The organism is Micromonospora sp. NPDC023737 (assembly GCF_040639715.1).
Lineage (GTDB): Bacteria > Actinomycetota > Actinomycetes > Mycobacteriales > Micromonosporaceae > Micromonospora.
Genome location: NZ_JBFAAL010000002.1, coordinates 135,427 through 158,676, shown reverse-complemented (window position 1 = coordinate 158,676; position 23,250 = coordinate 135,427). Strand labels below are relative to the sequence as shown.

Sequence of the window (23,250 nt, the reverse complement as noted above, 5' to 3'; positions counted from 1 at the left end):
GATACGCGTGCACTCCAATGACCCCACCAGAAATATCCGCAAACGGACATTTCCGAGCAGGGGTCAAGTCGGAAGGCAGCGCAAACTAGCAGTGTAGCCGAGAGGCTAACCGCTGTCCAGCCCACTCCGGCAGGTCATTGCGGAACGTGCTCCGGGACCCGTGGAAACCGGGTGAACCGGGCCGCTCGGAACGCAATGTCCCTGCCGAGCCGCTCGGGTGCCGCGGCCGATGATGCTGCCGCTTCGTTACCCGACTGGTGGCCGTCGCAAGCGCGGAAGGTCTTGCTGGTGTCAGCGTGCCTGGCGGCCCATGGTCGCGTCAAGGGGCGGCCCTCCGGCTCGCCGTGTCTTTCCCGCCGGCCCACCGGGCAACCCGCCACCATCGCGCCACGCCGTACTGATGGACGCCCTGCTCAACCCGCTGCTGGCGGAGCGACCAACGCGACGGGCGGCGATCCGCTGTCGGATCGCCGCCCGCCGTAGCGCGATATGTGCCCCGGCTCACGTGAGCCGGACGCGCGAGGTAATGCTCAGGTCACTTGAGGGTGACCTTGGCGCCCTCGCCCTCGAGCTTGGCCTTGGCCTTGTCGGCGGTCTCCTTGTTGACCTTCTCCAGGACCGGCTTCGGCGCGCCCTCGACCAGGTCCTTGGCCTCCTTGAGGCCCAGGCCGGTCAGCTCACGCACGACCTTGATGACCTGGATCTTCTTGCCACCGTCGGCGTCGAGGATGACGTCGAACTCGTCCTTCTCCGGCTCGGCCTCGGCGGCAGCGCCACCGGCACCCGGGGCCGCGGCGGCCATGGCCACCGGAGCGGCGGCGGTGACCTCGAAGGTCTCCTCGAACTGCTTCACGAACTCGGAGAGCTCGATCAGCGTCATCTCCTTGAACGCGTCGAGCAGCTCGTCGGTGCTGAGCTTCGCCATGTCTGGCGTCCTTTCCTGAATGTTTTATCTGAAGACGTGGTGCGCCGGGAGGCCTCAGGCCGCCTCGGCGCCTTCCTTCTCGCGCTTGTCCTGCAGGGCGGCCGCCAGACGCGCGGTCTGGGCGAGCGGGGCCTGGAACAGGGCCGCGGCCTTGCTCAGGTTGCCCTTCATCGCGCCAGCCAGCTTCGCCAGCAGCACCTCACGGGACTCCAGGTCGGCGAGCTTCGTGACCTCGGCCGCGGAAATGGCCTTGCCCTCGAAGACGCCGCCCTTGATGACGAGCTTCGGGTTGGCCTTCGCGAAATCGCGAAGCCCCTTCGCCGCCTCGACGACGTCGCCCGAAACGAAAGTCAGCGCGGTAGGACCGGTGAACAGCTCGTCGAGCCCGGAGATCCCCGCGTCGGCCGCGGCACGCTTGGCCAGCGTGTTCTTCGCGACCGTGTAGCTGGTCTCCTTGCCGAGCGAGCGCCGCAGCTCGGTGAGCTGGGAAACCGTCAGACCGCGGTACTCGGTCAGCACCGTGGCACCCGCGGCGCGGAAGCTCTCGGTCAGCTCGGCGACGGCCGTGGCCTTGTCGGCCCGGATCGGCTTGTCCGCCATGTCCCTCCTCTCTCGTTACTCGAGGCTGGTCGCCGTCGGGAGCAGGTGCTCACGACGGCGGCTCAGGAAGCGCGACAACGAGAAAAGCCCCGGCGCAGGGCGCACGGGGCGAGGGCTGGCGAACGCGGGCACGGTCGGCGGGCCGTGCTGCACTGCCGGTTTTCGCTTGCCGCCCTACGCGGGTCGCCCGTCATCGCGGGACCTTCGACCGTGCCGAGGCACGGTGACCAGCGGTCTCTGGGTGGAACTTCGTCGCAAGGTTACGCGACACATGGCGCGAGCAGCAAATCACCCGGCGCATGTGTGCCAGGTCACGCCCCCGGCCGGTGGGAAACCCGAACGCGCCGGTACCGTCCCGGCCGGGGCCCGGCACGGCCACGGTTCAGGCCCGCGACCGGCGCCACCAGAGGTAGCCGGCCAGGGCCACGGCGCTCCAGGCCACCGCCCAGCAGCTGAGCAGCGTGATCGTCGGCGCCGCGACCGCACCGGTCGTGGCCCGGGCGGTGGCCATGATCGGCGGCATCAGCCAGGGCACCGCCGAGCCGCTCAGGCCGAGCACGACCGTGCCGACCCCACCGAGGGCCAGCACGGCGACGCCGTACCCGGCGCTGCCCGTACAGGCCCGGCTGGCCAGCGCGCCGAGCAGCACCGCCGGTGGCAGGGCCAGCAGGTGTGCCCAGAGCCCCAGGGCGACACCGACACCCACGGACCGGCCACCCGGCTCGACCACGGTGGTGACCCCGCCGACCAGCCACGGGAAGGCCAGGGCGACGACGATCGTGCCGAGCCCCGCCGCAGCGGCGGCGAGCAAACCGGCCAACCGCTCCCGTGGCACCCCGACCACCACCTGCGCGAGGCGGCGCTGCCCGTCCGGCTCCACGTCCAGCAACAGCTTGGTCTGCCACGCCAGCACCGGGAAGAGGACCACCGCCGAGACGCCGTACGCCTCCGCCGGCTGGGCCCGGCCGCCGCCGTAGAGGATGCCGAGGGCCACCAGACCGGCGAGCAGCGGCGCTACCGCCCGCCCGGTACGCAGGAAGCCGGCCAGCCGGAGCCGGATCAGGGCGGTCATCGGCCGACCTGCCCATCCGGGTCGGCCGACCCCGCGGCGGCGGCGATCGACTCTGGCTCGGCAGCGTCCGGCTGCCCGGAGCCTGAGGACGACCCGCCCCCGGTGACCCCGAATTGATCAGTCGCCCCGGGTGGGTGCCCGGAGCCGGAACGAACGTCGGGACGTACGCCGCGCACCTGATGGCCCTCGGCACGCAGCCGGGCGACGGTGCCGGCGACCCGCGCGGCGGGCACCGCGATCTCGACCACCGCGTACGCCTGGTTCCCGGTCGGCGCCTCGTCGCTCACCACCCCGTCGGCGACCGCCCATCGGCGTGCGCCGGGCAGTCGTACGGTCTCCCCGCGGTGGTCGCTGACCAACACCGATCCCCCACCGGCGAGCACCTCGTCGATCAGCTCAGGGACCAGTTCGCGGGAGGCGGCGTCCAGCCCCTCCCAGGGCTCGTCGAGCACGAGCAGCCCCGGCGGGCGGAGCATGGCCTGGGCCAGGCCGACCTTCTGGGCCGTCCCCTTCGACAGCTCGGGCAGCCGGACCTGGCGGAACCGGGTGAGACCGAGACGTTCGATCCACTCGTCCACCGCGCGGCTCGCCTCGGCCTTCGTCAGGCCGGCCATCGCGCCCATCGCGGTCAGATAGTGCTCGACGTTGAACGGCTGGTCGGCGGGGAAGCGTTCCGGAACCCAGCCCACCCGGGCCGGACGTTCGACGACCCGCCCTCGCCCCGGACGCAGGACGCCGGCCGCCACCTGGAGGAGGGTCGACTTGCCGACCCCGTTGCGGCCCTGCACGACCGCCGCCTCCCCCGCACCGACGGCCACGTCCACGCCCCGCAACACCCATGGCCCCCGCCGGTGGTGCCGGAGCCAGACGTTCTCCAGTCGCATGTCGACGAGCCTGCCACATCGGAAACGCGAAGGGGCGCCGCCACAGCCGTGGCGACGCCCCTTACGGTCGGGGACTCAGGCCTCGGCCGAGCCCTCCTGGAGGTTCTTCACCACGTTCGGGTCGACCGGGACACCCGGGCCCATCGTGGTGGTGAGGACGACCTTCTTGAGGTACTTGCCCTTGGCCGCGGACGGCTTGGCCCGCAGCACCTCGTCCAGCACCGCCGCGTAGTTGTCGACCAGCTGCGCCTCGCTGAACGAGGCCTTGCCGATGATCAGGTGCAGGTTCGAGTGCTTGTCCACCCGGAAGGTGATCTTGCCGCCCTTGATGTCCTGGACCGCCTTGGTGACGTCCATCGTCACCGTGCCGGTCTTCGGGTTCGGCATGAGGCCGCGCGGGCCCAGGATCCGCGCGATCCGACCGATCTTGGCCATCTGGTCCGGCGTGGCGATCGCCGCGTCGAAGTCGAGCCAGCCCTCCTGAATCCGGGCGACCAGCTCGTCGGTACCCACCTCGTCGGCACCCGCCGCGGCGGCCTCCTCGGCCTTCGCGCCGGCAGCGAAGACGATCACGCGGGCGGTCTTACCGGTGCCGTGCGGCAGGTTGACCGTGCCGCGGACCATCTGGTCCGCCTTGCGGGGGTCGACGCCGAGGCGCATGGCGACCTCGACCGTGGCGTCGAACTTGACGTTGGTGGTGTCCTTGGCCAGCTTCACGGCCTCGGCGGGGGTGTAGAGCTTGGACCGGTCGATGACCTCGGCGGCCTTGCGGTAGCTCTTGCTGCGCTGCATGTTCTGGTTACTCCTGTGGTCTCTGGCGGGCCGCTTCCGCGTGCCCTCCCACGATCCGTACGGGTCGGTGCTGGCGAAATCAGTCGCTGACGGTGATGCCCATGGAGCGGGCGGTACCGGCGATGATCCGCTCGGCGTGGTCGAGGTCGTTCGCGTTGAGGTCGGCCATCTTCCGCTCGGCGATCTCGCGCACCTGGGCGCGGCTGACCGAGCCGACCTTCTGCGTGTGCGGGACGCCCGAGCCCTTCTGCACACCGGCGGCCTTGATCAGCAGCCGGGCGGCGGGCGGGGTCTTCAGCACGAAGGTGAAGGACCGGTCCTCGTACACGCTGATCTCGGCGGGGACGATGTCGCCCCGCTGCGACTCGGTCTGCGCGTTGTAGGACTTGCAGAACTCCATGATGTTCACGCCGTGCTGACCGAGCGCGGGGCCGACCGGCGGCGCCGGGGTGGCCTGGCCCGCCGGCAGCTGAAGCGTGAACGTCTTGACGAGCTTCTTCTTCGGAGGCATGTCTCTTCCTGGGGCTTGAACCGGATTGGTGCTCATCGGCACCGCCCTGCGGGCGCGCACGGTCAGCGCGGCGCGAGGCAGCGACGTTCAAGGGTAGCGCAGGCCCTGCTCCGCCCGTACGGCGAGGTCGAGCAGGAACGACCGCGCCGGCGGCGGGACGCTCCCCACCGCCGGCAACCGGACTCAGATCTTGGCGACCTGGTTGAAGTTCAGCTCGACCGGCGTCTCCCGGCCGAAGATCGACACCAGCACCTTGAGCTTCTGCTGGTCGGCGTTGATCTCACTGATCGTCGCCGGCAGCGACGCGAAGGCACCATCGGTGACGGTGACGGAGTCACCGACCTCGAAGTCGAGAACCTTGATCTCGGGCTTCGCCTTCTTCTGCTCGGTCTCGACCGCCGGAGCCAGCCACTTGAGCACCTCGTCGAGGGAGAGCGGCGCCGGCCGGTCGGCCCGGTCGGTGGCACCGACGAAACCGGTCACCCCGGGCGTGTTGCGCACGCATGAGTACGACTCGGCCGTCAGCTCCATCCGAACCAGGATGTAGCCCGGGAAGACCTTCGCCTGGACCTGGGACCGCTTGCCGTTCTTGACCTCGACCTCTTCCCGGGTCGGCACCTCGACCTGGTAGATGAAGTCCTCCATGTCGAGGCTGGTGATCCGGGTCTCGAGGTTCGTCTTGACCTTGTTCTCGTAGCCGGCGTAGGAGTGCACCACGTACCAGTCGCCCGGTGCGTAACGCAGCTTCTGGCGCAGCTCGGCGACCGGGTCGAACTCCTCGTCCGACGGGGCCTCGGTGGTCGGGATTTCCGGCTCGCTGGCGGCCTCGACCGACTCGTCGTTCGCCGCCGTCGCCACCGTGGACTGCTCGTCCGCGGGGCCGGCGGTCTCGTCGTACTCAGGCACGCTCGCTCACTTCCGTCACTATCGGCTGGTACAGCCGGTCAGCTGGGGTTGCCGAAGACCCACAGCACGCCCTTGGCGAAGCCGTAGTCCAGGACACCCACGATCGTCAACATCACCGCGACGAAGGTGACAACGACTGCCGTGTAGGTCAGCAACTCCTTGCGGGTCGGCCAGATGACCTTACGCAGTTCGGCCACGACCTCGCGGAAGAACCGGCCGATGCGGCCGAACAGGCCCACCCGGTCGGTCTCGGTCCGGGTCTTGGGCCGGCTGTCGGCCGACTCAGCCTTCGCGCGGGACCGCGTCGCGGTGCCGCCGCGGGAAACCGGCTCGTCCGCGTCGGTGGCGTCGTCGCCGGCAACGTCGTCGACGGTCTCGTCGTTCAGACGATCGTCGCCGGCATCCTCGCCGCGCCGCTTGCTCTCGGCCACTTCGCCCTCCGCGGGATCTCGGGTTCGCACGCCGGGCGGCGTGCGCGGCGCTGGTCACGCCGGCCGGGCCCAACCGTCCCGCGACGGGCCGCGGCCGGCGGATCGACCGGTGGCCCGATGCCTCCGAACCACCCCGCCGATGCCACCACCACGGGCCGGACGCCGCCTTACACGGCGGCGCGACCCACGGGAACGGTCAGGCCTGAGGCGCAGGGGTGACAGGACTTGAACCTGCAGCCTGCGGTTTTGGAGACCGCTGCTCTGCCAATTGAGCTACACCCCTGTGCGGCAACGCTCACCCCACTCGGCCCAGGACGGGTCGAGCAGGGGTCACTTGCCCCACGGCGGACCAGTGTACGGGTAGGCGGCCCACTTTCCCAACCGGTCCACCCATCGCGCGTCCGCGCCCCAGGTCGGCGCCCTACGAACGTCGGGTCAGCGCGACGTCCGGACGGTCGCCCGGGCCTGGGAGAGCACCTTGTCGCCGAGACAGGTGGCCGTGATGTCGAGCCGGGTGAGCCCGTCCTCGGTGACCTCGCGAACCACGGCCGTCACCTCGATCTCGGTGCCCTCGTCGTCGTCAGGCACCACGACGGGCCGGGTGAACCGGACCCCGTAGTCGACCACCGCGTCCGGCGCGCCGGCCCACTCCGCCAAGGCCCGGCCGACCAGGGCCATGGTGAACATGCCGTGCGCGATGACGCCGGGCAGCCCGACCTTGGTGGCGATCCGGTCGCTCCAGTGGATCGGGTTGAAGTCGCCCGAGGCGCCGGCGTAGCGGACCAGGTCCGCGCGGGTCACCCGGAACGTCCTGGCTGGCAGCTCCATGTCAGGCCTCCCCACGTACGACGAGCTTGGACCAGACCGCGACGACCGGCTCGCCGGCGACGGTGGCGATGTCGGTGCGGGTGGTCAGAAAGCCGTGCCCGCCGCGGTTGGTGATGTCCTCGATGGTGCTGACACAGACCAGTTCGTCTCCGGCCACCACCGGCCGGGTGTACGCGAACCGCTGATCGCCGTGCACGACGCGGCTGTAGTCGACGCCCACCGCCGGATCCTCGACGATCTGCTGGGTCGCGGCCATCGTCACCACGAAGGGAAAGGTGGGCGGGGCCACCACATCGGGGTGGCCGAGGGCACGAGCGGCCTCGGGGTCGTGATGGGCCGGGTCGGTGGCGCCGATGGCCGTGGCGAACTCGCGGATCTTCTCTCGGCCCACCTGGTAGGGGGCGGTCGGCGGGTACGTGCGGCCGACGTAGGACGGGTCCAGGGACATGCCGCGAACCTACACGTAAAGCACGAACGCCGACCCGAGCGGTCAGCCACGGCAGATGCCGCGCCGGCCGGTCAGATCGGCGATCGGATGGAGCTTGGAGCGGCCGGACAGAGCCGGCCGTGGGTCAGCGGGTCTCGCGGTGGACCGTGTGCCGACCGTCCCGGGGGCAGAACTTCTTCAGCTCGATGCGGTCCGGGTCGTTACGACGGTTCTTGCGCGTGATGTAGTTGCGCTCCTTGCACTCCACACACGCCAAAGTGATCTTCGGCCGGACATCGGTCGCCTTCGCCACGACGGAGTGCCTTCCTCGCTACGGTTACAACTACGACGCAACAGCGTACGCGCTGCTGACGCGGACATGCAAAGCGGGCGCCTGTGGCGCCCTTCTCACTGACCACCGGGAACACGCCCGGAGGACGAGAGTAGCGGTGGCCGGACTTGAACCGGCGACACAGCGATTATGAGCCGCTTGCTCTGCCATCTGAGCTACACCGCCGCGGTGGGTCAAGCGACCCCAGAGCCCCCTTACGGAATCGAACCGTAGACCTTCTCCTTACCATGGAGACGCTCTGCCGACTGAGCTAAGGGGGCCTGCGCGATCTCCCCGTGGGGCCGCGCAGAGGTAAGACTACACGGCCCGACCCGACACGGGAAATCGGATCCCCGCGGGCGAAGTTTCCGCAGGTCAGGGCACGACACGCAGCCGGGGAAGCTCACCACTGGTGATCGTCGCCGGGTCGACCTGCGCCCCGAACCACGCCTCCAGCCGCTCGTACGGCAGCGGGCGGCTGAAGAGGAAGCCCTGCCCGATCTCGCACCCGATGTCCTGAAGCAGCTCCAAGGTCAACTCGCTCTCCACCCCCTCGGCCACCACGGCCAGGCCGAACTGCTGCGAGAGGGTGACCACCGCGTTGACGATCGCCAGGTCCCCCGGGTCGGTCGCCATGCCCTGCACGAACGAGCGGTCGACCTTCACCTCGTGCACCGGCAGCCGGCGAAGATGCGCCAGGGACGAGTCGCCCGTACCGAAGTCGTCCACCGACAGCCGTACGCCCAGATCGCGGAGCCGGCGGAGGGTGGGGATGGGCCGCGCAGTGCCGTCGAGCACCCCGGCCTCGGTGACCTCCAGGGTGAGCCGCTGCGGCGGTACCCCGTACTCGTCGAGCAGCTCCCTGACCCGGTCGGGGAAGTGCTGGTCGTTGAGCGTACGCGGGGAGATGTTGACTGCCACGGAGAGCGGCTGGTCGGCCTGGGCCCAGTCCCGGCTACGCCGCAACCCCTCCCGGAGCACCAGCTCGGTGAGGCGGCCGAGCTGGCCGGTGTGCTCCGCCACGGCGACGAAGTCCTCCGGAGCGACCGTGCCGTGCGTCGGATGCTCCCACCGAGCCAGGCACTCGACGCCGACCAGACGCCGGCCCCGGAGGGTGACCTTGGGCTGGAAGTAGACCTCCAGCTTCCCCTCGTCCAGCGCCCGGCGCAGGTCACCGGCGAGGCCCAGCCGGCGCAGCGACCGAGACTCCAGCGCCGGGTTGAACAGCTGGACGCTGCCCGGGACCGCCTTCGCCGCGGTGGCGGCCAGGTCCACCCGTTGCAGCAGCGTCGCCGCGTCGCTGCCGTGATCCGGGTGCACGGCGACCCCGACCGCGGTGTCCACGTCCAGGGTGAGCGTGTCGAAGATCATCTCGTCCCGGATCTGCTCACGTAGCTGGGCGGCGAGCGCCAGTGCCTCGTCCGCGCTCTCCAGCCGCATGGTCACCAGGAACTCGTCGCCACCCGCCCGGCCGACCAGGGCCGACGACGGCGCGGACGCACGCAGCCGGGCGGCCACTTCGGCGAGGACCTTGTCGCCGGCCGCGTGCCCGAGGGACTCGTTCACCTGGCGCAGCCCGTCCACGTCGAAGAGGAGCAGCGCCACCACCTCGCCCGGCGCCCGGATCTTCACCGACTCCCCCAGGGCGTTGGTGATCCGCCGCCGGTTCGGCAGCTTGGTCAGCGCGTCGTGGTACGCGTCGTGCCGCAGCCGGTCGACCAGCCGGGAGTTCTCCAGCGCCACTGCGGCGTGCGCGGCCACCGTCTCGAAGATCGGGATGTCGCCCGGGGCGAAGTGGCCCACGTCGCTGAGTCGGTTCACCACCTCGATGGTGCCGATCACTGCCTGCCCGGAGCGCAGCGGCACGGCGATGACGTCCTTGACCTTGGAGTCACCGAGCGCCCGGCGGAGTTCAGGATCGCCCCGCAGCGCGCGGCCGAGGGCGATGGTCTGGCCGGTCTCGCGAGTGCGCTCCCGCAGCATCGCCGGCGTCTGCGCCACGTCCAGCAGGCCGCGGTCGTCGAGGCGGGCCGTCAGGAGGACCTCCGGGTGGCGGCCCTGGGCGGGCAGCCAGAGGGTCGCGTACTCGGCCTGCATGAGGGCGCGGATGCGGCCGAGCAGGGCGTCCGCGAGATTGCCTTCCTGCCCAGCCTCGGTCATGGCCCGGGTCAGGTCGTACATGTCGCCGAGCGTGCGGTGCTGCCGCAGGAACTGCGCGTACGACCGGTAGAGCAGGACGCCGGCAACGGCGAGCGCGAGCAGGAGAAGGGCCGACCACAGCGTGTTCACCAACGCAATGAGGATGAGCATCCCGATCGCGACGTTCAGCGCGGTCGTCAGGAAGACCTGCACGCCCATGCTCGCGGTCTCACGGGTGCCCTGCCAGCCCTGAAGGAGGCTGATCACGCCCACCACGGCAACCAGGCTGATGACCGAGTTGGCCGTGACTGCGGCAAAGAGGACCGTCCAGGTGCCCGGACCTACCCCTCCGAACGGCCGGGCGGGGGTCACCACCAGTCCGGCGACCGAGACCCCGGCGGCCACGCGCGCGACGTTGAACCAGAACTTCGGCGGCGCGTAGCCCCGGTGGATCTGCGTGGCGACCGCGGCCGCGGTCGCCACCAGCACCACGAGCACCGGCGGCAGCCGGTAGAGCGCCAGGACGAGTGGGATCTCGGTGAGGGTCACCACCACGGCCTGGCGGCGGAGCACGAAGCTGAGCGTCGGAATGCCTGCCGCGATCATGACCACGAACAGCACCACGGCTATCGGCCAGTGGGAGAGCTCGATGTTCGCGGACAGCGCGAGGATCAGACAGCCGACCAGCGCGACCCCGGCAAGCGGGGCCGTGATCAGCCAGGCGTGCTCCGTGGTCCGCCGCGGGACCTGCTTAGTCGACACCGCCTTGCTCCCTTGTCACCGGAGCTGCGGCGTCACCGGCCGAGGGCCGGCCGCAGTCATCTCGAAACGGAAACGCTGTGGCTCGCCGGAGCGCCCCACTCGATGTCGGCGGTCTGCACCTCCGCACCAATGGTGCCAAGAGCGACCGCGGCGAGGGCAGCGACTGCCAGCGACACGGCCCACAGCCGGCCAAATTTACGACCAGACATCTGAAACTCCTGTCGGCATGGGTGGTCAAGGGGGGGTGAAGGTTCCACGATCGTGCCACACACTCCGTGTACAGGAAAGCGGCGAGCCGCCCCGTCGGGCCAGTGGTTCCGTTCGTACCGCCCGGCCCGGGCGCGGCGCGCCAGATCAGAGCCCTGAGACACGTCCGAAGCTGATTCGGTTGACGTCGGTTACGACCTTCAACACATTTCGCCTAGACCGTTCGGAGCAGCCCGACGCATCCGGCCCGGCCACTGTCCGTCATGGTCACGAGCCCAGATGCCGCCTCCGCCACAACGACTCGGACATCGACCACCATAATCGGACGGGGCAACGGCGCGTCACGGACAATCCCGTCACTCCACGGAACCGATCGTCGACCCGGGCGCTGACCTGATTTCTACGACTATTCTCACGACAACGCCGACTGTCGCCAGGGATTGCCGCCAGCCCGACACAGACTCTTTCCGCTCACCTTGTTCGCGCTGGGCGTGGTGCTCGGCTGGACCCGCGCCGAGCTGCCAGCGTCGGCGTACTGCTCTGCCTGGGCGCGATTGCCGTCCCGACGAGCCGGTTCACCCGCAGGTCTGCTTGGGCGCAATCGCCTCCCCGATGAGCCGGATCAACCGCGAGGTGTCGATCGCGCATGTCGCCGACGTACTGCTGTTGCTGCCGTTCCTCTACCTGGGTGCGCGCGAGTGGGGACTGTGGGGTCGGTCGCGGAAGTCCGCGCCGTCGGCTCCCGGGGACTTGCCTGCGGTGACGGGCCGGACGCCGGACAGCCGCGCGTCGACCACGCCACGTGTGCGGTGACGGAGACGACGGCGAGGCTGCCCGGCGACACCAGGCATTACGTCAGATCGGTTCGATGGGCAGCCACAGCTCGCAGGTCGCGGTGCTGAAGTCGTCCGCTCGCTCGAGGATCGCGACGATCGAGGGCCCCGGCCGCAGACGCCACGGGTTGGCGGGGAACCACGCGGTCGCGGTCGCGGCCCAGGCCGTCTGGAGTGCCTGCGGGTGGGGCCCGGTGGTACGGAAGACCGCCCACATGCCGGCCGGCACCTCGATGGCGTCGAGGTCGTCGGGCATCGGCGTGTCCCGGGACACGGCGACCCCGTGCAGGTAGGTCAGTTCGCTGCCCTCGGTGCTGTCGGGGTCGACGTCGTCGGAGATTTGCAGCAGGCCACCCGGCTCGGTGTTGCTGAGGGCCTTCAGCCGGAGATGCTCCTCCTGCGGCAGTGCGGTGATGTGCTGCTGGATGTACGGGTTGACGCCGTGGTGGATCAGCGGAACCCGGGCGGCGTGTCCGACGAGCCGGAATGCGGGGCGGTCGACGATGCGGGTGTCCATGGGGATGTTCCCTTCGACGGTCAGGCGGAACCTGAGCTGCGGCTGAGTGCGAAGGGGGCCTCCGTCGCGGCGAACGTCACCGGGGCCGGCACCGTGGACCGCCCGGAACGCCCGTCCGAACGCCTCGGTCGAGCCGTACCCGTGCCGGACGGCGATGCTCAGCAGGTCGTCCTCGCCGCGGACGACGTCGGCGGCCGCGACGGTCATGCGCCGCCGGCGCACGTACTCCGACAGCGGCATGCCGGCCAACGACGAGAACATCCGGCGCAGGTGGTACTCGGTCGTGCCGAGCGTCCTGGCCAGTCCGTTGACGTCGAACTCCTCGGTGAGATGCTCCTCGACGAGGTCGACGAGCCGGTTGAGTGCCGAGATCACGAGGCCTCCTTTCGACGTCAAGCCTGGCCGAGGAACCCCCGGCCGCACCCGACCGCTGCGGTCCGATCCGATCATGTACGGACCGTTGCGGCGCCGGCCCATCCTCGTGCCGCTGCCCCGCTGCGCTCGTTGCCGGTGCTGTGCCACAGCTGTCCCGCTGTCCCAGACAAGTGTCGGCCGGGTGATGCCTCAGCCCGAGCTGGACCGCCTCGGCCTCGGGGACGTGTCGCCGCACGGACGTCGGGCCGATCAGTCCTGCCATTGCGAGCGAAGCTCGGCCAGCCAGGGGCCGGTGGCATGCTGTGCGGTGACGGTGACCGTGACCTCGTCGCCGTCTCGCACCGACTGCAGTTCCGACAGGCAGAACCCTTGATCGTTCCGCTTGACCTGGCAGCTCGCGTTCGGGCCGCTGCCGGAGTAGTCGTAGACCTCGCCAGTGAGCACGGTGACACCGTTCACGGAGACGCCATAGATGCCGGGCGTCTGCGGGACAACGGTGAAGTCGTAACCCCGATGCCAGGGCATGGTGATGCTGACGGCCTTGTTGGGATCGGCCCGATCGCTGTGCACGACCCTGGTACCGGGCTCGCTCGCCATGCCGTCCGGATTCGGCGGCTCCAGTCTGGCCGGCCGGGTCGGCAGGGGGTACTGGGTGAACGGCACCTTCTCGGCCACGGCGAAGTGCAGGGTGCCCTGTGCCGGGATCGTCGGAAGCCGACGGCCGGCCCCCGTCATGTCCTGCGCGCCAGTGACCGTGTACGTCACCGTCACCGTGTCACCGACACTCACTCCCAGGCGCGACTCGGAACCCGTCGGGTCCTGATGCAGCTCGGAAAGACAGTTCATCGAGGTGGCGGCCGGCTCGCCGTTGATCGCTATCTCGGCGTCGAGCGAGATGTGCTTGCTCGCAAGGCCCGGGCAGTAGCTGAAGAAGCGGACGTCCGTCGAGGTGACCTCCCAGGTGAGCGTCACCTTCCTGGCGCTCACCGGCGCCCTGCCGACGGCGACCACCCGGTAGCCACGGGAGTATTCGGCGAAGGGAGCGATCTTGCGGCCCGCCACCGGCTTCGCGGTGGCCGACGCGCTGACGGTCGGCTCCCCGGCCCGCGGGCTGACGGTCGACTCCCCGGCCGGTGGGGTCGCCGAACCAGGAGCGAACTGAGTCGGCTTCCCGCTGAGGGCGACGGTCGAGGCACCCGCCACCGCGAGCGCCGCCACCATGGCCGCAGCTCCCGCCACGGCCCGCCTGCGCCGCCGTACCGCGATCGCCCGCTGGACCTGCTCCAGACGTCCACGCACCGGCACCCCGTGAGCCGACCGCTCATCCATGAGCTCCCTGAGATCGATCATCGGTGCGCCGCCTCCAACGTCAGCGACTCGTCCAGTCGCAGCTTCTCCAATGCCTTCCTGGCCTGACTCTTGACCGTGCCCACCGAGATGCTCATCGCGTCCGCGATCTGCGCCTCGGTCATGTCTTCGAAGTAGCGCAGCACCAACACCGCCCGCTGCCGCCGGGGCAGCCTGCCCAACGCCTGCCACACCTCGTCCCGGCGGTCCACCAGGGAGATGTGGTCGATCGCGGGAGGCTCCGGCAACCGCGACATCGACTGCTCGACGTGACGCCACCTACGCCGCCACCACGAGGCGTAGACGTTCACCAGGACCTTGCGCACGTACGGCTCCGGGTCCCCGTCGATCCGCCCCCACGCGCTCCATGCGCGCACCAGAGCCATCTGCAGCAGGTCCTCAGCCTGCGCCCAGTCATGGGTGAGCAGATAGGCGGTGCGTTGCAGACGGGGTGATCGTGTCGCCACGAACTCAGCGAACGTATCGCTCGATGCCACCGGCTCTCCTTAGAAGACGAGTCACCGGCTACTACCCGACCGACACCCAGGAAGGTTGCCCGACAAGCGAACTTGCGCCGGGTGCACGCCCCGGCCAGAAAATCCTCACCTGGCGATCTTGCTGATAGGGCCTTCTGTGCACCTACTGGCAGGCTGCGCGCCCGCTCGCAGGCGGGCGGCCGCGTACATCACCTGACGCGCGTCGACCTTCTCCAAGCCCTCGACCCGGACCATGCCGAGGGCATCCAAGAGGCGAACCGATTTCAGATGCCGGCTTCCGGTCGTATCACCCGTTGGTGCGCCGGACGTAGTGGCGCACTGGGTGGCCGGTGGTGAAGCCCTCCGACTCGTACAGGGTCTGTGCGGAGGTGTTGCTTTCGTCCGTGCTGAGAATGACGCGAGCGGCGCCGGCCGATCGAGCCAGGTCGACAACCATCCTGACCAGCGCCCGCCCGACCCCCAGACGACGGGCCTCCGGGCTCACAAAGAGATCGTTGAGAATCCACACCGAAGTCATGGAAACGGAGGAGAACGACCGGTAGACCTGAGCAAAACCAAGCGGTGCCGGCTCGCCCGCCGTCCTCGCGACGAGGATGACCGACTCATCTCGCTTGAGCCGCTCCGTCAGGAACGCCCTTGCCACTTCCGGCTCGCTCGGGCGCTTGTAGAACTCGAGGTATCCGAGGAAGAGCTCGGTAACCTGATCGACCTCATCGAGTCCGATTCGCTTGATGTCAACAGGCCTGGTTGGAAGTTCTGCCCTCACCGTCGTCCTCCATCCCCGCTCGGCACTTTGTCGCGATCAACTGTCGGTTGCCCATCGAAGTGCAGGTCACCCCGGCTGTGACAGCTATCGGGCCGGCGCTCTTCACGAACATGATCGTCGAGCGGGGAAGCTAGCAGACATCGATGCCGACACCGGGACAGGCCCAGGGGAAGCAGGGTCGCGGCGCTTCCACGGGCAGCACCGTCCCGCAGTCCCGAAGCCGCTCCACGACCTCCCGCAGCCCGATCGTCCGTTGGCTGTCCTCCGGGTGTGTCGCTCGCGGCGCCGATGGATCGGCTCCAGGCACGATGCCGGCATACCGGGCGACGAGCTCAGCGCCTTGGAGCAGCGCCAACTGACCCGCGCGATGTGCCGGTAGGTCATCAAAGAGTGCGCCAGGAAATTCGTCTCGCGTCACCAACCGGTTCCCGTCCGGGCAGTGCCGCAGCTCCAGGACGTACCTGCTACGTGCCCGATCGGTCGGAGGATGAGGAACAGCAGCGGTCAACCGCGCGGGAAACGACGAAGGCCTCTGAACCACGTTCTCACAGTTCAGAGGCCTTGCCGTTGCCTGGTGGCGGGTAGAGGATTCGAACCTCTGTAGCTTTCGCGACGGATTTACAGTGCGACACAGCCGACGCTCTGACCAGCACGAACGCCGCTCCTACCAGCCCTCACGACACGCATGGGACACAGCACGGGTGCCCGGGCACCGCTCGCGAGTCGTACTGTGCGGTCGTGGCTTTATCCGACGTAACTCGCGCGAACGTGCTCACAGCCATACGGGAGTTCGAACGCCTTGGGCGCCACCAGTTCCTCAAGTCCACCGGGTTCGGTCGCTCTAAGGCGTACTACCTGGACTTTCAGGGACAGCTCTACGACTCCAGGCCCATCATCGGCTACGCGCATGGCGTCAGCACCGGCACCGCCTGGAGGCCCACGGACTTCAATGGTGGCGACAGGATCGTGGCGCAACGCCTCGAAACCCTGGGCTTCACGGTCGAGTTCCTGCCGAACCCCGACTGGACCCGAGACGAGATCATCTTGGCGTGCGAGCTGGTCGAGGCCAACAGCTGGCGACAGCTAGATGCAAATGACCACCGGGTCAAGTCCCTCTCGGAGCTGCTGCAGAGCACCGCAATCCACCGCGGCCGTCGGAACCCTGACTTTCGCAACCCAGCCGGCGTCGCCTTGAAGACTTACAACATCGTCTCGGACCGAAGCAACGGCAACCAACTCGACAAGGTGGTCCGTGAGGAGTTTCGCTCCAGCCCTGAGGAGATGCGAGCCATGGCGGCCCGCATCCGTGAGCTTCTACGCGGGGGCAGTGTCGAGCCGACCGTAGATCTTCCCGAGCCCGACGTTGACGAGGTGTCAGCCAGGGAGGGAGGCCTAGCCTTGCGTGCGCACCTCCGCCGGGAGCGCGATCCCAAGCTACGCCGCCGGAAGCTTGCGGACGCAAAGCGCCGCGGCGTGCCGATCGCGTGCGAAGCCTGCGGCTTCGACTTTGAGCGCTTTTACGGAGGGCGGGGACGCGACTACATCGAATGCCACCACCGCACGCCCCTCCACGTGACCGGTGAAACCAACACCAAGCTCACCGACTTGGCCCTCATCTGCTCCAACTGCCACCGCATGATCCACCGCATGCGCCCCTGGCTAACCGTCGAGGCGCTAGCGGAACTCGTGGCTTCGCAATCTCACGACGACTGAGTCATCGCGTGCCCGTCGATGGCCAGTCAACGACGGCGGCGCTCTAAGCGGGGGCCGGGGGCCGGGGCGTTGCCGTAGCGTGTCCGCAGCGTTGAGCCAGTATCAAGAGTCGGAGTTGCCAAAATAGGATCAAACGCCATAGATGACCCATAAAGCATTTGAGGAGACCAATTGATTTCGTCGAACCCTTATCGTACACTTGTTCTATGACGCGCCGGCAAAGCAAGATTGAGTGGACCGAGGTTACCTGGAATCCGGTAACGGGATGCGACCGAATCTCGCCGGGCTGCGATAACTGCTACGCGCTAACCCTTGCCAAGAGATTGAAGGCAATGGGCGTTTCCAAATACAACGAGGACGGCGATCCGAGAACCTCCGGGCCCGGCTTTGGGGTCACGCTGCACGAGCGCGTTCTAGCTTCTCCGCTAACCTGGCGCAGCCCTCGCTTGGTCTTCGTAAATTCGATGAGCGACTTGTTTCACGCAAAAGTTCCTCTCGACTACATCAAGCGAGTGCTGAAGGTATGCGCCGAGACACCGCAACACACTTACCAGATTCTCACAAAGCGGTCCCTGCGCCTCGCGCGTCTCGCTCCTGATCTCGACTGGCCGTCCAACGTCTGGATGGGAGTAAGTGTCGAGAGCTCGAAGTACTACTTCCGAGTCGACCACCTGCGTCGAGTACCGGCAGCAGTTCGGTTCATCTCAGCCGAGCCATTGCTTGGCCCTCTCGACGACGTCGGCCTTTCTGAGATTGATTGGGTCATCGCGGGTGGGGAGAGCGGACAAGATGCGCGGGTGATGGCACCGGAGTGGGCGACTGGCCTTCGCGACGCTTGCGTCGCGGCGGACGTGCCTTTCTTTTTCAAGCAATGGGGCGGTGTTACCTCGAAGTCCGGCGGCCGGATGCTTGAAGGAAGGCTTTGGAGCGGAATGCCAAATGGTTACCGGCTAGAGGAACCGGACGACGGTTCCCGGCGGAAAGGTGAAGCGCTTTTTGCGCGTGCTTGAAATCACCTCGATCTTCCCCGCTTTTTCTAGAGGGTTGAGCACCAGCCGGTTCCAGTGACTTGCCGAATATGGCGTGTTGATCAGCGTGTACTCTTCGATCTCGGCCACCGACACCGCGCGGCCGGCGAAGTGTCGCGACAAGTCCACCTTCAACGGTTCAGGGTCCACCGTCTCGCCGAACAAGACGTCAACTCCTGCGAACCTATCGTGGAAGCAGTTGCCGCCGCCGGGATCAACCTTCCACATCGCATCCTTCATAACACGCAGCCCGGCGAGGTTCCTTGTACCGAAGAAGAGCGTATAGACGATGTGCCCATCCGTTCGGTACATGTGAAAGCGCTGCACGTAAGGGAAGCCACAGATGTCCCGCAGCTGGTCATCATAGAGCTGATGCAGGAATTCGATCCGGTCAGCAGGCTTCAAGCCCTTGACATTCCGATAGTCGGCAGAGCCAAACAGTTCCTCAAGGTGGTGGTCAACGTTCCCGGCGGTAGCGAACCGGTTGATGTTGTCGTACATGAAGTTGAAGAAGATTTCACACTTATCGAAGGCTAGCAGTTGACTGATTAACTCGATCGGCACCCCAGAGAAGCCGAACGGGTCAATAAATCCGAAGGTGGGCGCAAGCTTCTTTTTCTGCTCCGCGAGCAGATCTACAATCTCCTGCGCCTTATCCGTGAAAGTGGTGTTGAACACGGCGCACTTAATGTTCTTGGGGAAACCGCCGTATTCCCGCTCTAGATCAGAGATGGCGTCCCGTAGACTTTCAGCGCGATCTTTCTCAGGCTCGACGAACATGAAGATGAACTCGCACTCCAAGCGCGTTCGGTACGGGTGATCAAGTAGCGTCTTCAACGCGACTACCGGCGACCCCTCGTCCCCTGTGTTATAGACACCAGGTCCCGCGAAGCCATCGAAGAAGACGACACGGCCGTTGTACTTGCCGAGAATCGGATACCAGCCGCCGAGGTAGCGCTGCATGATCAGGTGCTTTGCCTTGGTGTGAGGCTCCATTGGCCAGGTCGTCGCCTTCGGGCCACGGCTACGCGTCGTCACGAACACTCCCCTCGTATGTGATCAGCACACCACGTAACGAGGTCCGACGGAAGCCCTGCAAGAGCCGATGTCTCATAAGCCTGAAACATTCGCTAAACGCTATAGGTGCACCTGCGCCGCGTTTCGCCTAATTTCCCACTTTGGACAGAGCAATGGCGAGATGCTGTCGCCGCTACTCAGGGGCGATGAGCGCTTGAGCAATCTCGCCCATGCTGGTCACCACCGCATCAGCTCGGGCGGCCAAAAACTTTTGAAGTTTTTCCTGCCTGTTCGCATAACCAATTGCTCGCACTCCTGCGGCGTGCGCCCCCTCAATGTCCGACAATGAATCCCCCACAAGGACACAGCGGTCTGGCTCTTCACCAAGGACTCGCACCGCTTGAAGGACTGGTGCGGGGTTGGGTTTCATGCGGGCGGGTTGGGCGTACGCCCGCCCGACTATCGGCGACACATGCCCGGCGAGCCGATGCACAACAAGGTATTCAGTCACCGCTCCGGCGGAGTTGTTGCTAACAACAGCCACCGGCCGTCCTGCCTGCCGGGCCGCCACGATCACTTCCCGTCCATAGGGCGTCGGCTCGGCGGTCGTCGCGGCGCGACGCTCTGCCGCGCACAACGCATCCTCAACCGCTCGCGTGGCCTCCGGATCCTCGGTAGACCCCGTCCACCTCAACACCTCAAGTGGGTCTGACCCGCTGGCGACGTCTGGCGGAACATCAACGCCTTGACGCCAGAGCACGTCAACCAGTTCGGTCGCAATCTGCGGCGCCGGATAGCCGGCAAAGATGCTGCACACCGGCCCGTCGAAGTCGAGCAGGACTGCGCCGACCTCGCCGAGCAGTCGACGGAGGTCGGCGTTCATCCGTCGTACCGGTAGGCGATGGTCGACCACACTGAGTCGAACCACTGGCGGGATGCCTCCACGAACTGAGTGCCGTGGGAGGTGTCGTCGTCGGTAACGGCGTAGTGGAAAAGCGGCACATCCTTGCCCATCAGGTCGTAGATGGCCATCGGTTCTCCCTTGATGGAGACGGTTCGCTCAACGACGGGGTAGAAGCCGTAGAAGACCTCTTCGCCATTCAGGATGTAAAGCTTGAACAGCGGGGACGCCCGGTGCATCCGTACCTCGACGGTGGTCGACCGGATGAGGCCGAGGTCGCCCAACTCGGTCACCTGATCGATGATGCCGTCCGCCGCACGGCGGGTGATCCGCTCTGCCCGTTCGCGTACGGCCGGGTCGTCGGCTTGCGTCTCGGCGCGTGAGGGCAGCGCCATCGGCACGGTCATGTCGGAGATCAGGACTCGCACGGCGATCGTCTCTGGCGCGAGCCGGCCGACTCGCACCTTGTCGAGCGCTTCAGCGAGCGCGTCGCGCAGCGTCTCGCCGGAGAAGCCGGCGAAGTCGATGGTGACGTGGGGCCGCTCGAACGCGGCTTCGATGTGCGGCCGCAGCTCTACGGCCCGCTGTGTCTGCGCGCGAACGAACGCGCCGCTCCCCTGCCGGGTCACGATCAGCCGCTCTGTTCGGAGCAGGTCTAGGGCTCGCTTGACGGTCTCGCGCGCCACGCCGTAGCGGGTGGCTAGCTCGGGCTGTGACGGCAGCTTGTCGCCAGGGGCGAGTCGACGCGTGAGGATGGCCGCGCGCAGCTTGTTCGCGATCTGCTGCGACGCCTGTTTCGGGTCGTCGGGATCCAGCTGGCCGAGGAAGTCGAGGTTCTCGCTCACCTGCTCACGGTAGCGCTGACTAGCCAAGTTAGGAAAGTTCGCCGCGTCATCTTGACCTGACTAGCCAAGCCGCCCTACGGTCATCTCGTCGCACCTGACTAGCCAGGTACGACAAGCCGGGCGGAAGTCGGGGAAGGTGGCGCGTTGCGCTGCGCATGCCCACGGGCCGGTCGTGTGGTCGTTCATTGAGAACTTCACAGCAGAAGCGCCGCGTAGATCCGTCCGCGGCATCCCCGCCTTGAGCCACATGGTGGTCGACCCCGGTAGGTCCCGGGCGAGCCGGGCGAGCGGACCGGAACCGGCGCGCGGTTTGGGCTTCTGCCTCTTGTTCTGTTCGTCCCGGGGTGAGGCCGTCTGGTCGCACCCCGGGGCTTCCCCGATCACATCGACTCCCCCGGAGGTTTCCTGTGAGGAAGCGCCTTGCCCCCGTGACCGCCGAGCCGACCGCCGCCGACCTGGCCGCGATCGAGGCGGAATGGCCGCTGATCGCGGCCGACCTGGACCTGCTCGACGCTGAGATCACGATGCTCTACGCCGAGGATCGCGGCAGCCCGTCGCCCTTGGACTGGCGGCGGTTGCGCCGCGCCGAGGCCAGCGTCACCCGCGCCGCCGCCGAGCTGGCCACCCGCACCACCAACCCGCGCCGCACAGCCTGATGTCCCGCATCCGCGCCGCCTACTACGACCCCGAGGGCGCGCGGTACGGCATCCCCACCTACTGGTGGAAAGGTGCCCCGCCCGGCTACGCCACCCGCCGCCAACTGACCGCCGCCGGCCTACGCCCCGGCGGACAACCGATCGCCGCACAGATCCTCTGGCGCGGTGTCGGCGGCACCCGCGCTGCCTACCTGTACCGGGTCGACCTGGCCCGACCCAAGCGCACCGCCACTCCCGCACAACTCCGCGCTATCCGGGCCGCGCTAGCGGCCCGGCGTACCTGCCGCGTCTGCGGCGTGGTGCGGCCCTACTACATCCCGCGCTCGCTGGGCGAATGCCTCGCTTGCGCCTTCCCCCAGGAGGACGCCGCATGACTGCCCCCACCATCAACGGCACCAAGTACCCCCAGCCGATCGAGGAACTGTTGCCGGCCGCCCGGAAGCTCACCGACAAACTCGGCGCGGTCCCGTCGCGGAACCGGCTGATGACCGAGTTCCGCATCGGCGCGCCGAAGGCGACCGAACTGCGGGCGCTGCTGCTGCCGGAGCCCCCGGCCGAGCCGCCCGCACCCCGACTGGACTACACCGAGCCGATCGGCCCGGACCCGCTGCCGACCCCGGCCGCGCCCGATTCCGCGGCGCCTGTCTCGCCGGTTCCCGCCCCCGCGCCGGAGATCACGCCGGCCGACCCGGTCGCCGAGGTCACGCCGGTCAGTCACCCGGACACGCCCACCCCGCCTGCACCGGCCAAGCCGCCCCGTCCGGCGGTGGTGTGGCCGGTGGTGCTGCTGGCGCTGCCGGCGTTCGTCGCGATCTGGTCCGGGTGGGTCGGACTCGGCGGACTCACCGGATTCGGCGTGGTCCACCCGCTGCCGGGCATCTGGGACGGCTTCTCCATCAACTCCGCCATCACGCTGCCGATCGGCGTCGAGACGTACGGCGCGTACGCGCTCTACGTCTGGCTGTCCGGCCGGGTACCCGAGCGGGCACGCCGGTTCGCCAAGTGGTCCGCCATCGCCTCACTGCTCGTCGGCGCGCTCGGCCAGGTCGCCTACCACCTGTTGGAAGCGGCCGGCGTCACCTCGGCCCCGTGGTGGATCACCACCGCCGTGGCCTGCCTCCCGGTGGCGGTGCTCGGCATGGGCGCCGCACTCGCGCACCTCGTTCGCTCGCACGACTAGCCCCGCCCGGCGGCACGGCCCCTGGCCTGGAAACCGATGCCGTACCGCCGGCCCTCCACCCCTCAGCCATCAGACCTCGGGAGAGACCACCCATGTTCGCAGACCCCACCGGCGCGCACGCCGCCGCGTTCGCCGCCGTGTTCGCCACCCTCTACGCCGCCCACCAGGTTGCCGACCACTGGATCCAGACCCAACACCAAGCCGACTGCAAGAGCGAGCCCGGATGGCCGGGCCGCCTCGCCTGCGCCGCGCACGTCGCCACCTACACCCTCACCGCCCTGGTAGCCCTGGCCACCCTGATCCTCGCGACCGGCCTGCGGCTGGACCCGTGGGGCGTGGGCGTCGGACTGACCGTCTCGGCGGTGTCGCACTACATCGCCGACCGGCGCACCCCGCTCAAGCGTCTGGCCGACCTGCTCGGCAAGGACCCGTTCTGGCTGACCCGAGGCGGCGGCATGTACGCGCTCGATCAGTCGTGGCACTTCGGCTTCCTGTTCGTCGCTGCGCTGTTCTGCGCGGCCTGACCTGAGAGGAACCCCTGTGAGCAAGTTTTCGTTCGGTGCCGTCTTCGGTGACGGCGGAGTGCGACGCGGTGGTCAGGAGCTGGTTTGCCCGTGCGGCAACCGGACTGACTGGCTGCGGATGACCAGCGACGCGGAGAAGACCGCCGCCATGTGCGGTGAGTGCGGCCGGACCGTCACCGTCCGGGACCGCTGACACGGCACGACCCGGCGGCGCGGCCACCTGGCTACCAACCTGC

The 23,250-nt window shown here is 68.1% G+C and carries 27 protein-coding genes and 3 tRNA genes; 8 read left to right on the top strand and 22 right to left on the bottom strand.

Going from position 1 to position 23,250, the window contains the following annotated elements; genetic code table 11:
* Positions 1-535 precede the first annotated feature (535 nt).
* From rplL to AB0F98_RS06040, 15 genes are all read right to left on the bottom strand, one after another.
* Positions 536-925: a 50S ribosomal protein L7/L12 gene (gene rplL / locus AB0F98_RS06110; protein ID WP_357729499.1), complete on the bottom strand. Its 390-nt coding sequence runs from the start codon at positions 923-925 to the stop codon at positions 536-538.
* A 54-nt stretch (positions 926-979) separates the two neighbouring features.
* Positions 980-1,525, bottom strand: coding sequence for a 50S ribosomal protein L10 (rplJ, locus tag AB0F98_RS06105; RefSeq protein ID WP_357729496.1), 546 nt, complete (start codon positions 1,523-1,525; stop codon positions 980-982).
* 382 nt (positions 1,526-1,907) lie between these two features.
* Positions 1,908-2,597 carry a hypothetical protein gene (locus AB0F98_RS06100; RefSeq protein WP_357729493.1) on the bottom strand — a complete coding sequence of 230 codons (690 nt, stop codon included), beginning with the start codon at positions 2,595-2,597 and terminating at the stop codon, positions 1,908-1,910.
* Positions 2,594-3,481 (bottom strand): ATP-binding cassette domain-containing protein, encoded by an 888-nt coding sequence (locus tag AB0F98_RS06095; RefSeq protein ID WP_357729490.1) that lies wholly within the window; start codon positions 3,479-3,481, stop codon positions 2,594-2,596. The genes AB0F98_RS06100 and AB0F98_RS06095 overlap by 4 nt, the downstream gene beginning before the upstream one ends.
* Before the next feature lie 75 nt (positions 3,482-3,556).
* On the bottom strand, positions 3,557-4,273 hold the full coding sequence (gene rplA, locus AB0F98_RS06090; RefSeq protein ID WP_076466680.1) for a 50S ribosomal protein L1: 717 nt from the start codon (positions 4,271-4,273) through the stop codon (positions 3,557-3,559).
* Between the two features lie 79 nt (positions 4,274-4,352).
* On the bottom strand, positions 4,353-4,784 hold the full coding sequence (gene rplK, locus AB0F98_RS06085) for a 50S ribosomal protein L11 (RefSeq protein WP_076466681.1): 432 nt from the start codon (positions 4,782-4,784) through the stop codon (positions 4,353-4,355).
* Positions 4,785-4,967: 183 nt separating this feature from the next.
* Complete coding sequence (nusG, locus tag AB0F98_RS06080; RefSeq protein ID WP_076466682.1) at positions 4,968-5,690, bottom strand: transcription termination/antitermination protein NusG; 723 nt, start codon at positions 5,688-5,690, stop codon at positions 4,968-4,970.
* Positions 5,691-5,728: 38 nt separating this feature from the next.
* Positions 5,729-6,121, bottom strand: a complete 393-nt coding sequence (secE, locus tag AB0F98_RS06075) for a preprotein translocase subunit SecE (RefSeq protein WP_357729484.1) — start codon at positions 6,119-6,121, stop codon at positions 5,729-5,731.
* Between the two features lie 210 nt (positions 6,122-6,331).
* Positions 6,332-6,404 (bottom strand) — tRNA-Trp (locus tag AB0F98_RS06070).
* Positions 6,405-6,556: 152 nt separating this feature from the next.
* A complete protein-coding gene (locus AB0F98_RS06065) occupies positions 6,557-6,949 on the bottom strand; it encodes a MaoC family dehydratase (protein ID WP_357729481.1) in 393 nt (130 codons plus the stop codon).
* Between the two features lies 1 nt (position 6,950).
* Complete coding sequence (locus AB0F98_RS06060; protein ID WP_357729478.1) at positions 6,951-7,397, bottom strand: MaoC family dehydratase N-terminal domain-containing protein; 447 nt, start codon at positions 7,395-7,397, stop codon at positions 6,951-6,953.
* 124 nt (positions 7,398-7,521) lie between these two features.
* Complete coding sequence (rpmG, locus tag AB0F98_RS06055; RefSeq protein WP_007073056.1) at positions 7,522-7,689, bottom strand: 50S ribosomal protein L33; 168 nt, start codon at positions 7,687-7,689, stop codon at positions 7,522-7,524.
* Positions 7,690-7,820: 131 nt separating this feature from the next.
* Positions 7,821-7,893: transfer RNA gene (locus tag AB0F98_RS06050), tRNA-Met, on the bottom strand.
* Between the two features lie 22 nt (positions 7,894-7,915).
* A tRNA-Thr gene (locus AB0F98_RS06045) sits at positions 7,916-7,988 on the bottom strand.
* A 94-nt stretch (positions 7,989-8,082) separates the two neighbouring features.
* Positions 8,083-10,608 (bottom strand): bifunctional diguanylate cyclase/phosphodiesterase, encoded by a 2,526-nt coding sequence (locus AB0F98_RS06040; protein ID WP_357729475.1) that lies wholly within the window; start codon positions 10,606-10,608, stop codon positions 8,083-8,085.
* Positions 10,609-11,427: 819 nt separating this feature from the next.
* Between AB0F98_RS06040 and AB0F98_RS06035 the strand changes: the two genes are divergently transcribed.
* Positions 11,428-11,628, top strand: a complete 201-nt coding sequence (locus AB0F98_RS06035) for a hypothetical protein (RefSeq protein ID WP_357729472.1) — start codon at positions 11,428-11,430, stop codon at positions 11,626-11,628.
* A gap of 42 nt (positions 11,629-11,670) precedes the next feature.
* Here AB0F98_RS06035 and AB0F98_RS06030 read toward each other — a convergent pair whose 3' ends face one another.
* The 4 genes from AB0F98_RS06030 to AB0F98_RS06015 form a co-directional block, all read right to left on the bottom strand.
* Positions 11,671-12,540, bottom strand: a complete 870-nt coding sequence (locus AB0F98_RS06030) for an AraC family transcriptional regulator (RefSeq protein ID WP_357729469.1) — start codon at positions 12,538-12,540, stop codon at positions 11,671-11,673.
* Positions 12,541-12,789: 249 nt separating this feature from the next.
* On the bottom strand, positions 12,790-13,890 hold the full coding sequence (locus AB0F98_RS06025) for a hypothetical protein (RefSeq protein ID WP_357729466.1): 1,101 nt from the start codon (positions 13,888-13,890) through the stop codon (positions 12,790-12,792).
* A complete protein-coding gene (locus AB0F98_RS06020) occupies positions 13,887-14,384 on the bottom strand; it encodes a SigE family RNA polymerase sigma factor (protein WP_357729463.1) in 498 nt (165 codons plus the stop codon). Before AB0F98_RS06020 ends, AB0F98_RS06025 begins: the two co-directional genes overlap by 4 nt.
* A gap of 286 nt (positions 14,385-14,670) precedes the next feature.
* A complete protein-coding gene (locus AB0F98_RS06015) occupies positions 14,671-15,150 on the bottom strand; it encodes a GNAT family N-acetyltransferase (RefSeq protein WP_357729460.1) in 480 nt (159 codons plus the stop codon).
* A 738-nt stretch (positions 15,151-15,888) separates the two neighbouring features.
* Between AB0F98_RS06015 and AB0F98_RS06010 the strand changes: the two genes are divergently transcribed.
* Both AB0F98_RS06010 and AB0F98_RS06005 read left to right on the top strand, forming a co-directional pair.
* Positions 15,889-16,863, top strand: coding sequence for an HNH endonuclease (locus AB0F98_RS06010; protein WP_357729457.1), 975 nt, complete (start codon positions 15,889-15,891; stop codon positions 16,861-16,863).
* Positions 16,864-17,069: 206 nt separating this feature from the next.
* Positions 17,070-17,873 carry a phage Gp37/Gp68 family protein gene (locus tag AB0F98_RS06005; RefSeq protein ID WP_357729454.1) on the top strand — a complete coding sequence of 268 codons (804 nt, stop codon included), beginning with the start codon at positions 17,070-17,072 and terminating at the stop codon, positions 17,871-17,873.
* Here the strand turns inward: AB0F98_RS06005 and AB0F98_RS06000 are convergent.
* The 3 genes from AB0F98_RS06000 to AB0F98_RS05990 all read right to left on the bottom strand — a co-directional run bounded on the left by AB0F98_RS06000 (position 17,814) and on the right by AB0F98_RS05990 (position 20,654).
* The gene (locus AB0F98_RS06000; protein ID WP_357729452.1) at positions 17,814-18,929 is read right to left on the bottom strand and encodes a three-Cys-motif partner protein TcmP; all 1,116 of its coding nucleotides are present in this window, start codon (positions 18,927-18,929) and stop codon (positions 17,814-17,816) included. The two genes, AB0F98_RS06005 and AB0F98_RS06000, sit on opposite strands and share 60 nt — an antisense overlap.
* A 172-nt stretch (positions 18,930-19,101) precedes the next feature.
* Positions 19,102-19,791 carry an HAD family phosphatase gene (locus tag AB0F98_RS05995; RefSeq protein ID WP_357729449.1) on the bottom strand — a complete coding sequence of 230 codons (690 nt, stop codon included), beginning with the start codon at positions 19,789-19,791 and terminating at the stop codon, positions 19,102-19,104.
* On the bottom strand, positions 19,788-20,654 hold the full coding sequence (locus AB0F98_RS05990; protein WP_357729445.1) for a GntR family transcriptional regulator: 867 nt from the start codon (positions 20,652-20,654) through the stop codon (positions 19,788-19,790). The genes AB0F98_RS05995 and AB0F98_RS05990 overlap by 4 nt, the downstream gene beginning before the upstream one ends.
* Positions 20,655-21,061: 407 nt before the next feature.
* Here AB0F98_RS05990 and AB0F98_RS05985 point away from each other — a divergent pair, with 407 nt between their 5' ends.
* The 5 genes from AB0F98_RS05985 to AB0F98_RS05965 all read left to right on the top strand — a co-directional run bounded on the left by AB0F98_RS05985 (position 21,062) and on the right by AB0F98_RS05965 (position 23,207).
* Complete coding sequence (locus AB0F98_RS05985; RefSeq protein WP_357729442.1) at positions 21,062-21,310, top strand: DUF6284 family protein; 249 nt, start codon at positions 21,062-21,064, stop codon at positions 21,308-21,310.
* Entirely contained in the window at positions 21,310-21,684 is a 375-nt protein-coding gene (locus AB0F98_RS05980; protein ID WP_357729439.1) for an RRQRL motif-containing zinc-binding protein, read from the top strand. The genes AB0F98_RS05985 and AB0F98_RS05980 overlap by 1 nt, the downstream gene beginning before the upstream one ends.
* Positions 21,681-22,490 (top strand): ABC transporter permease, encoded by an 810-nt coding sequence (locus AB0F98_RS05975; protein WP_357729436.1) that lies wholly within the window; start codon positions 21,681-21,683, stop codon positions 22,488-22,490. The genes AB0F98_RS05980 and AB0F98_RS05975 overlap by 4 nt, the downstream gene beginning before the upstream one ends.
* A gap of 92 nt (positions 22,491-22,582) precedes the next feature.
* Positions 22,583-23,014 carry a DUF3307 domain-containing protein gene (locus AB0F98_RS05970; RefSeq protein ID WP_357729433.1) on the top strand — a complete coding sequence of 144 codons (432 nt, stop codon included), beginning with the start codon at positions 22,583-22,585 and terminating at the stop codon, positions 23,012-23,014.
* Positions 23,015-23,030: 16 nt separating this feature from the next.
* Entirely contained in the window at positions 23,031-23,207 is a 177-nt protein-coding gene (locus tag AB0F98_RS05965; protein WP_357729428.1) for a hypothetical protein, read from the top strand.
* Positions 23,208-23,250 lie beyond the last annotated feature (43 nt).

What these genes read in the sequence shown, in the direction of transcription:
- rplL (WP_357729499.1), bottom strand. Translation starts at nt 925, where the DNA reads ATGGCGAAGCTCAGCACCGACGAGCTGCTCGACGCGTTCAAGGAGATG.
- rplJ (WP_357729496.1), bottom strand. Translation starts at nt 1,525, where the DNA reads ATGGCGGACAAGCCGATCCGGGCCGACAAGGCCACGGCCGTCGCCGAG.
- AB0F98_RS06100 (WP_357729493.1), bottom strand. Translation starts at nt 2,597, where the DNA reads ATGACCGCCCTGATCCGGCTCCGGCTGGCCGGCTTCCTGCGTACCGGG.
- AB0F98_RS06095 (WP_357729490.1), bottom strand. Translation starts at nt 3,481, where the DNA reads ATGCGACTGGAGAACGTCTGGCTCCGGCACCACCGGCGGGGGCCATGG.
- rplA (WP_076466680.1), bottom strand. Translation starts at nt 4,273, where the DNA reads ATGCAGCGCAGCAAGAGCTACCGCAAGGCCGCCGAGGTCATCGACCGG.
- rplK (WP_076466681.1), bottom strand. Translation starts at nt 4,784, where the DNA reads ATGCCTCCGAAGAAGAAGCTCGTCAAGACGTTCACGCTTCAGCTGCCG.
- AB0F98_RS06065 (WP_357729481.1), bottom strand. Translation starts at nt 6,949, where the DNA reads ATGGAGCTGCCAGCCAGGACGTTCCGGGTGACCCGCGCGGACCTGGTC.
- AB0F98_RS06060 (WP_357729478.1), bottom strand. Translation starts at nt 7,397, where the DNA reads ATGTCCCTGGACCCGTCCTACGTCGGCCGCACGTACCCGCCGACCGCC.
- AB0F98_RS06035 (WP_357729472.1), top strand. Translation starts at nt 11,428, where the DNA reads ATGAGCCGGATCAACCGCGAGGTGTCGATCGCGCATGTCGCCGACGTA.
- AB0F98_RS06025 (WP_357729466.1), bottom strand. Translation starts at nt 13,890, where the DNA reads ATGATCGATCTCAGGGAGCTCATGGATGAGCGGTCGGCTCACGGGGTG.
- AB0F98_RS06005 (WP_357729454.1), top strand. Translation starts at nt 17,070, where the DNA reads ATGACGCGCCGGCAAAGCAAGATTGAGTGGACCGAGGTTACCTGGAAT.
- AB0F98_RS05995 (WP_357729449.1), bottom strand. Translation starts at nt 19,791, where the DNA reads ATGAACGCCGACCTCCGTCGACTGCTCGGCGAGGTCGGCGCAGTCCTG.
- AB0F98_RS05980 (WP_357729439.1), top strand. Translation starts at nt 21,310, where the DNA reads ATGTCCCGCATCCGCGCCGCCTACTACGACCCCGAGGGCGCGCGGTAC.
- AB0F98_RS05975 (WP_357729436.1), top strand. Translation starts at nt 21,681, where the DNA reads ATGACTGCCCCCACCATCAACGGCACCAAGTACCCCCAGCCGATCGAG.
- AB0F98_RS05970 (WP_357729433.1), top strand. Translation starts at nt 22,583, where the DNA reads ATGTTCGCAGACCCCACCGGCGCGCACGCCGCCGCGTTCGCCGCCGTG.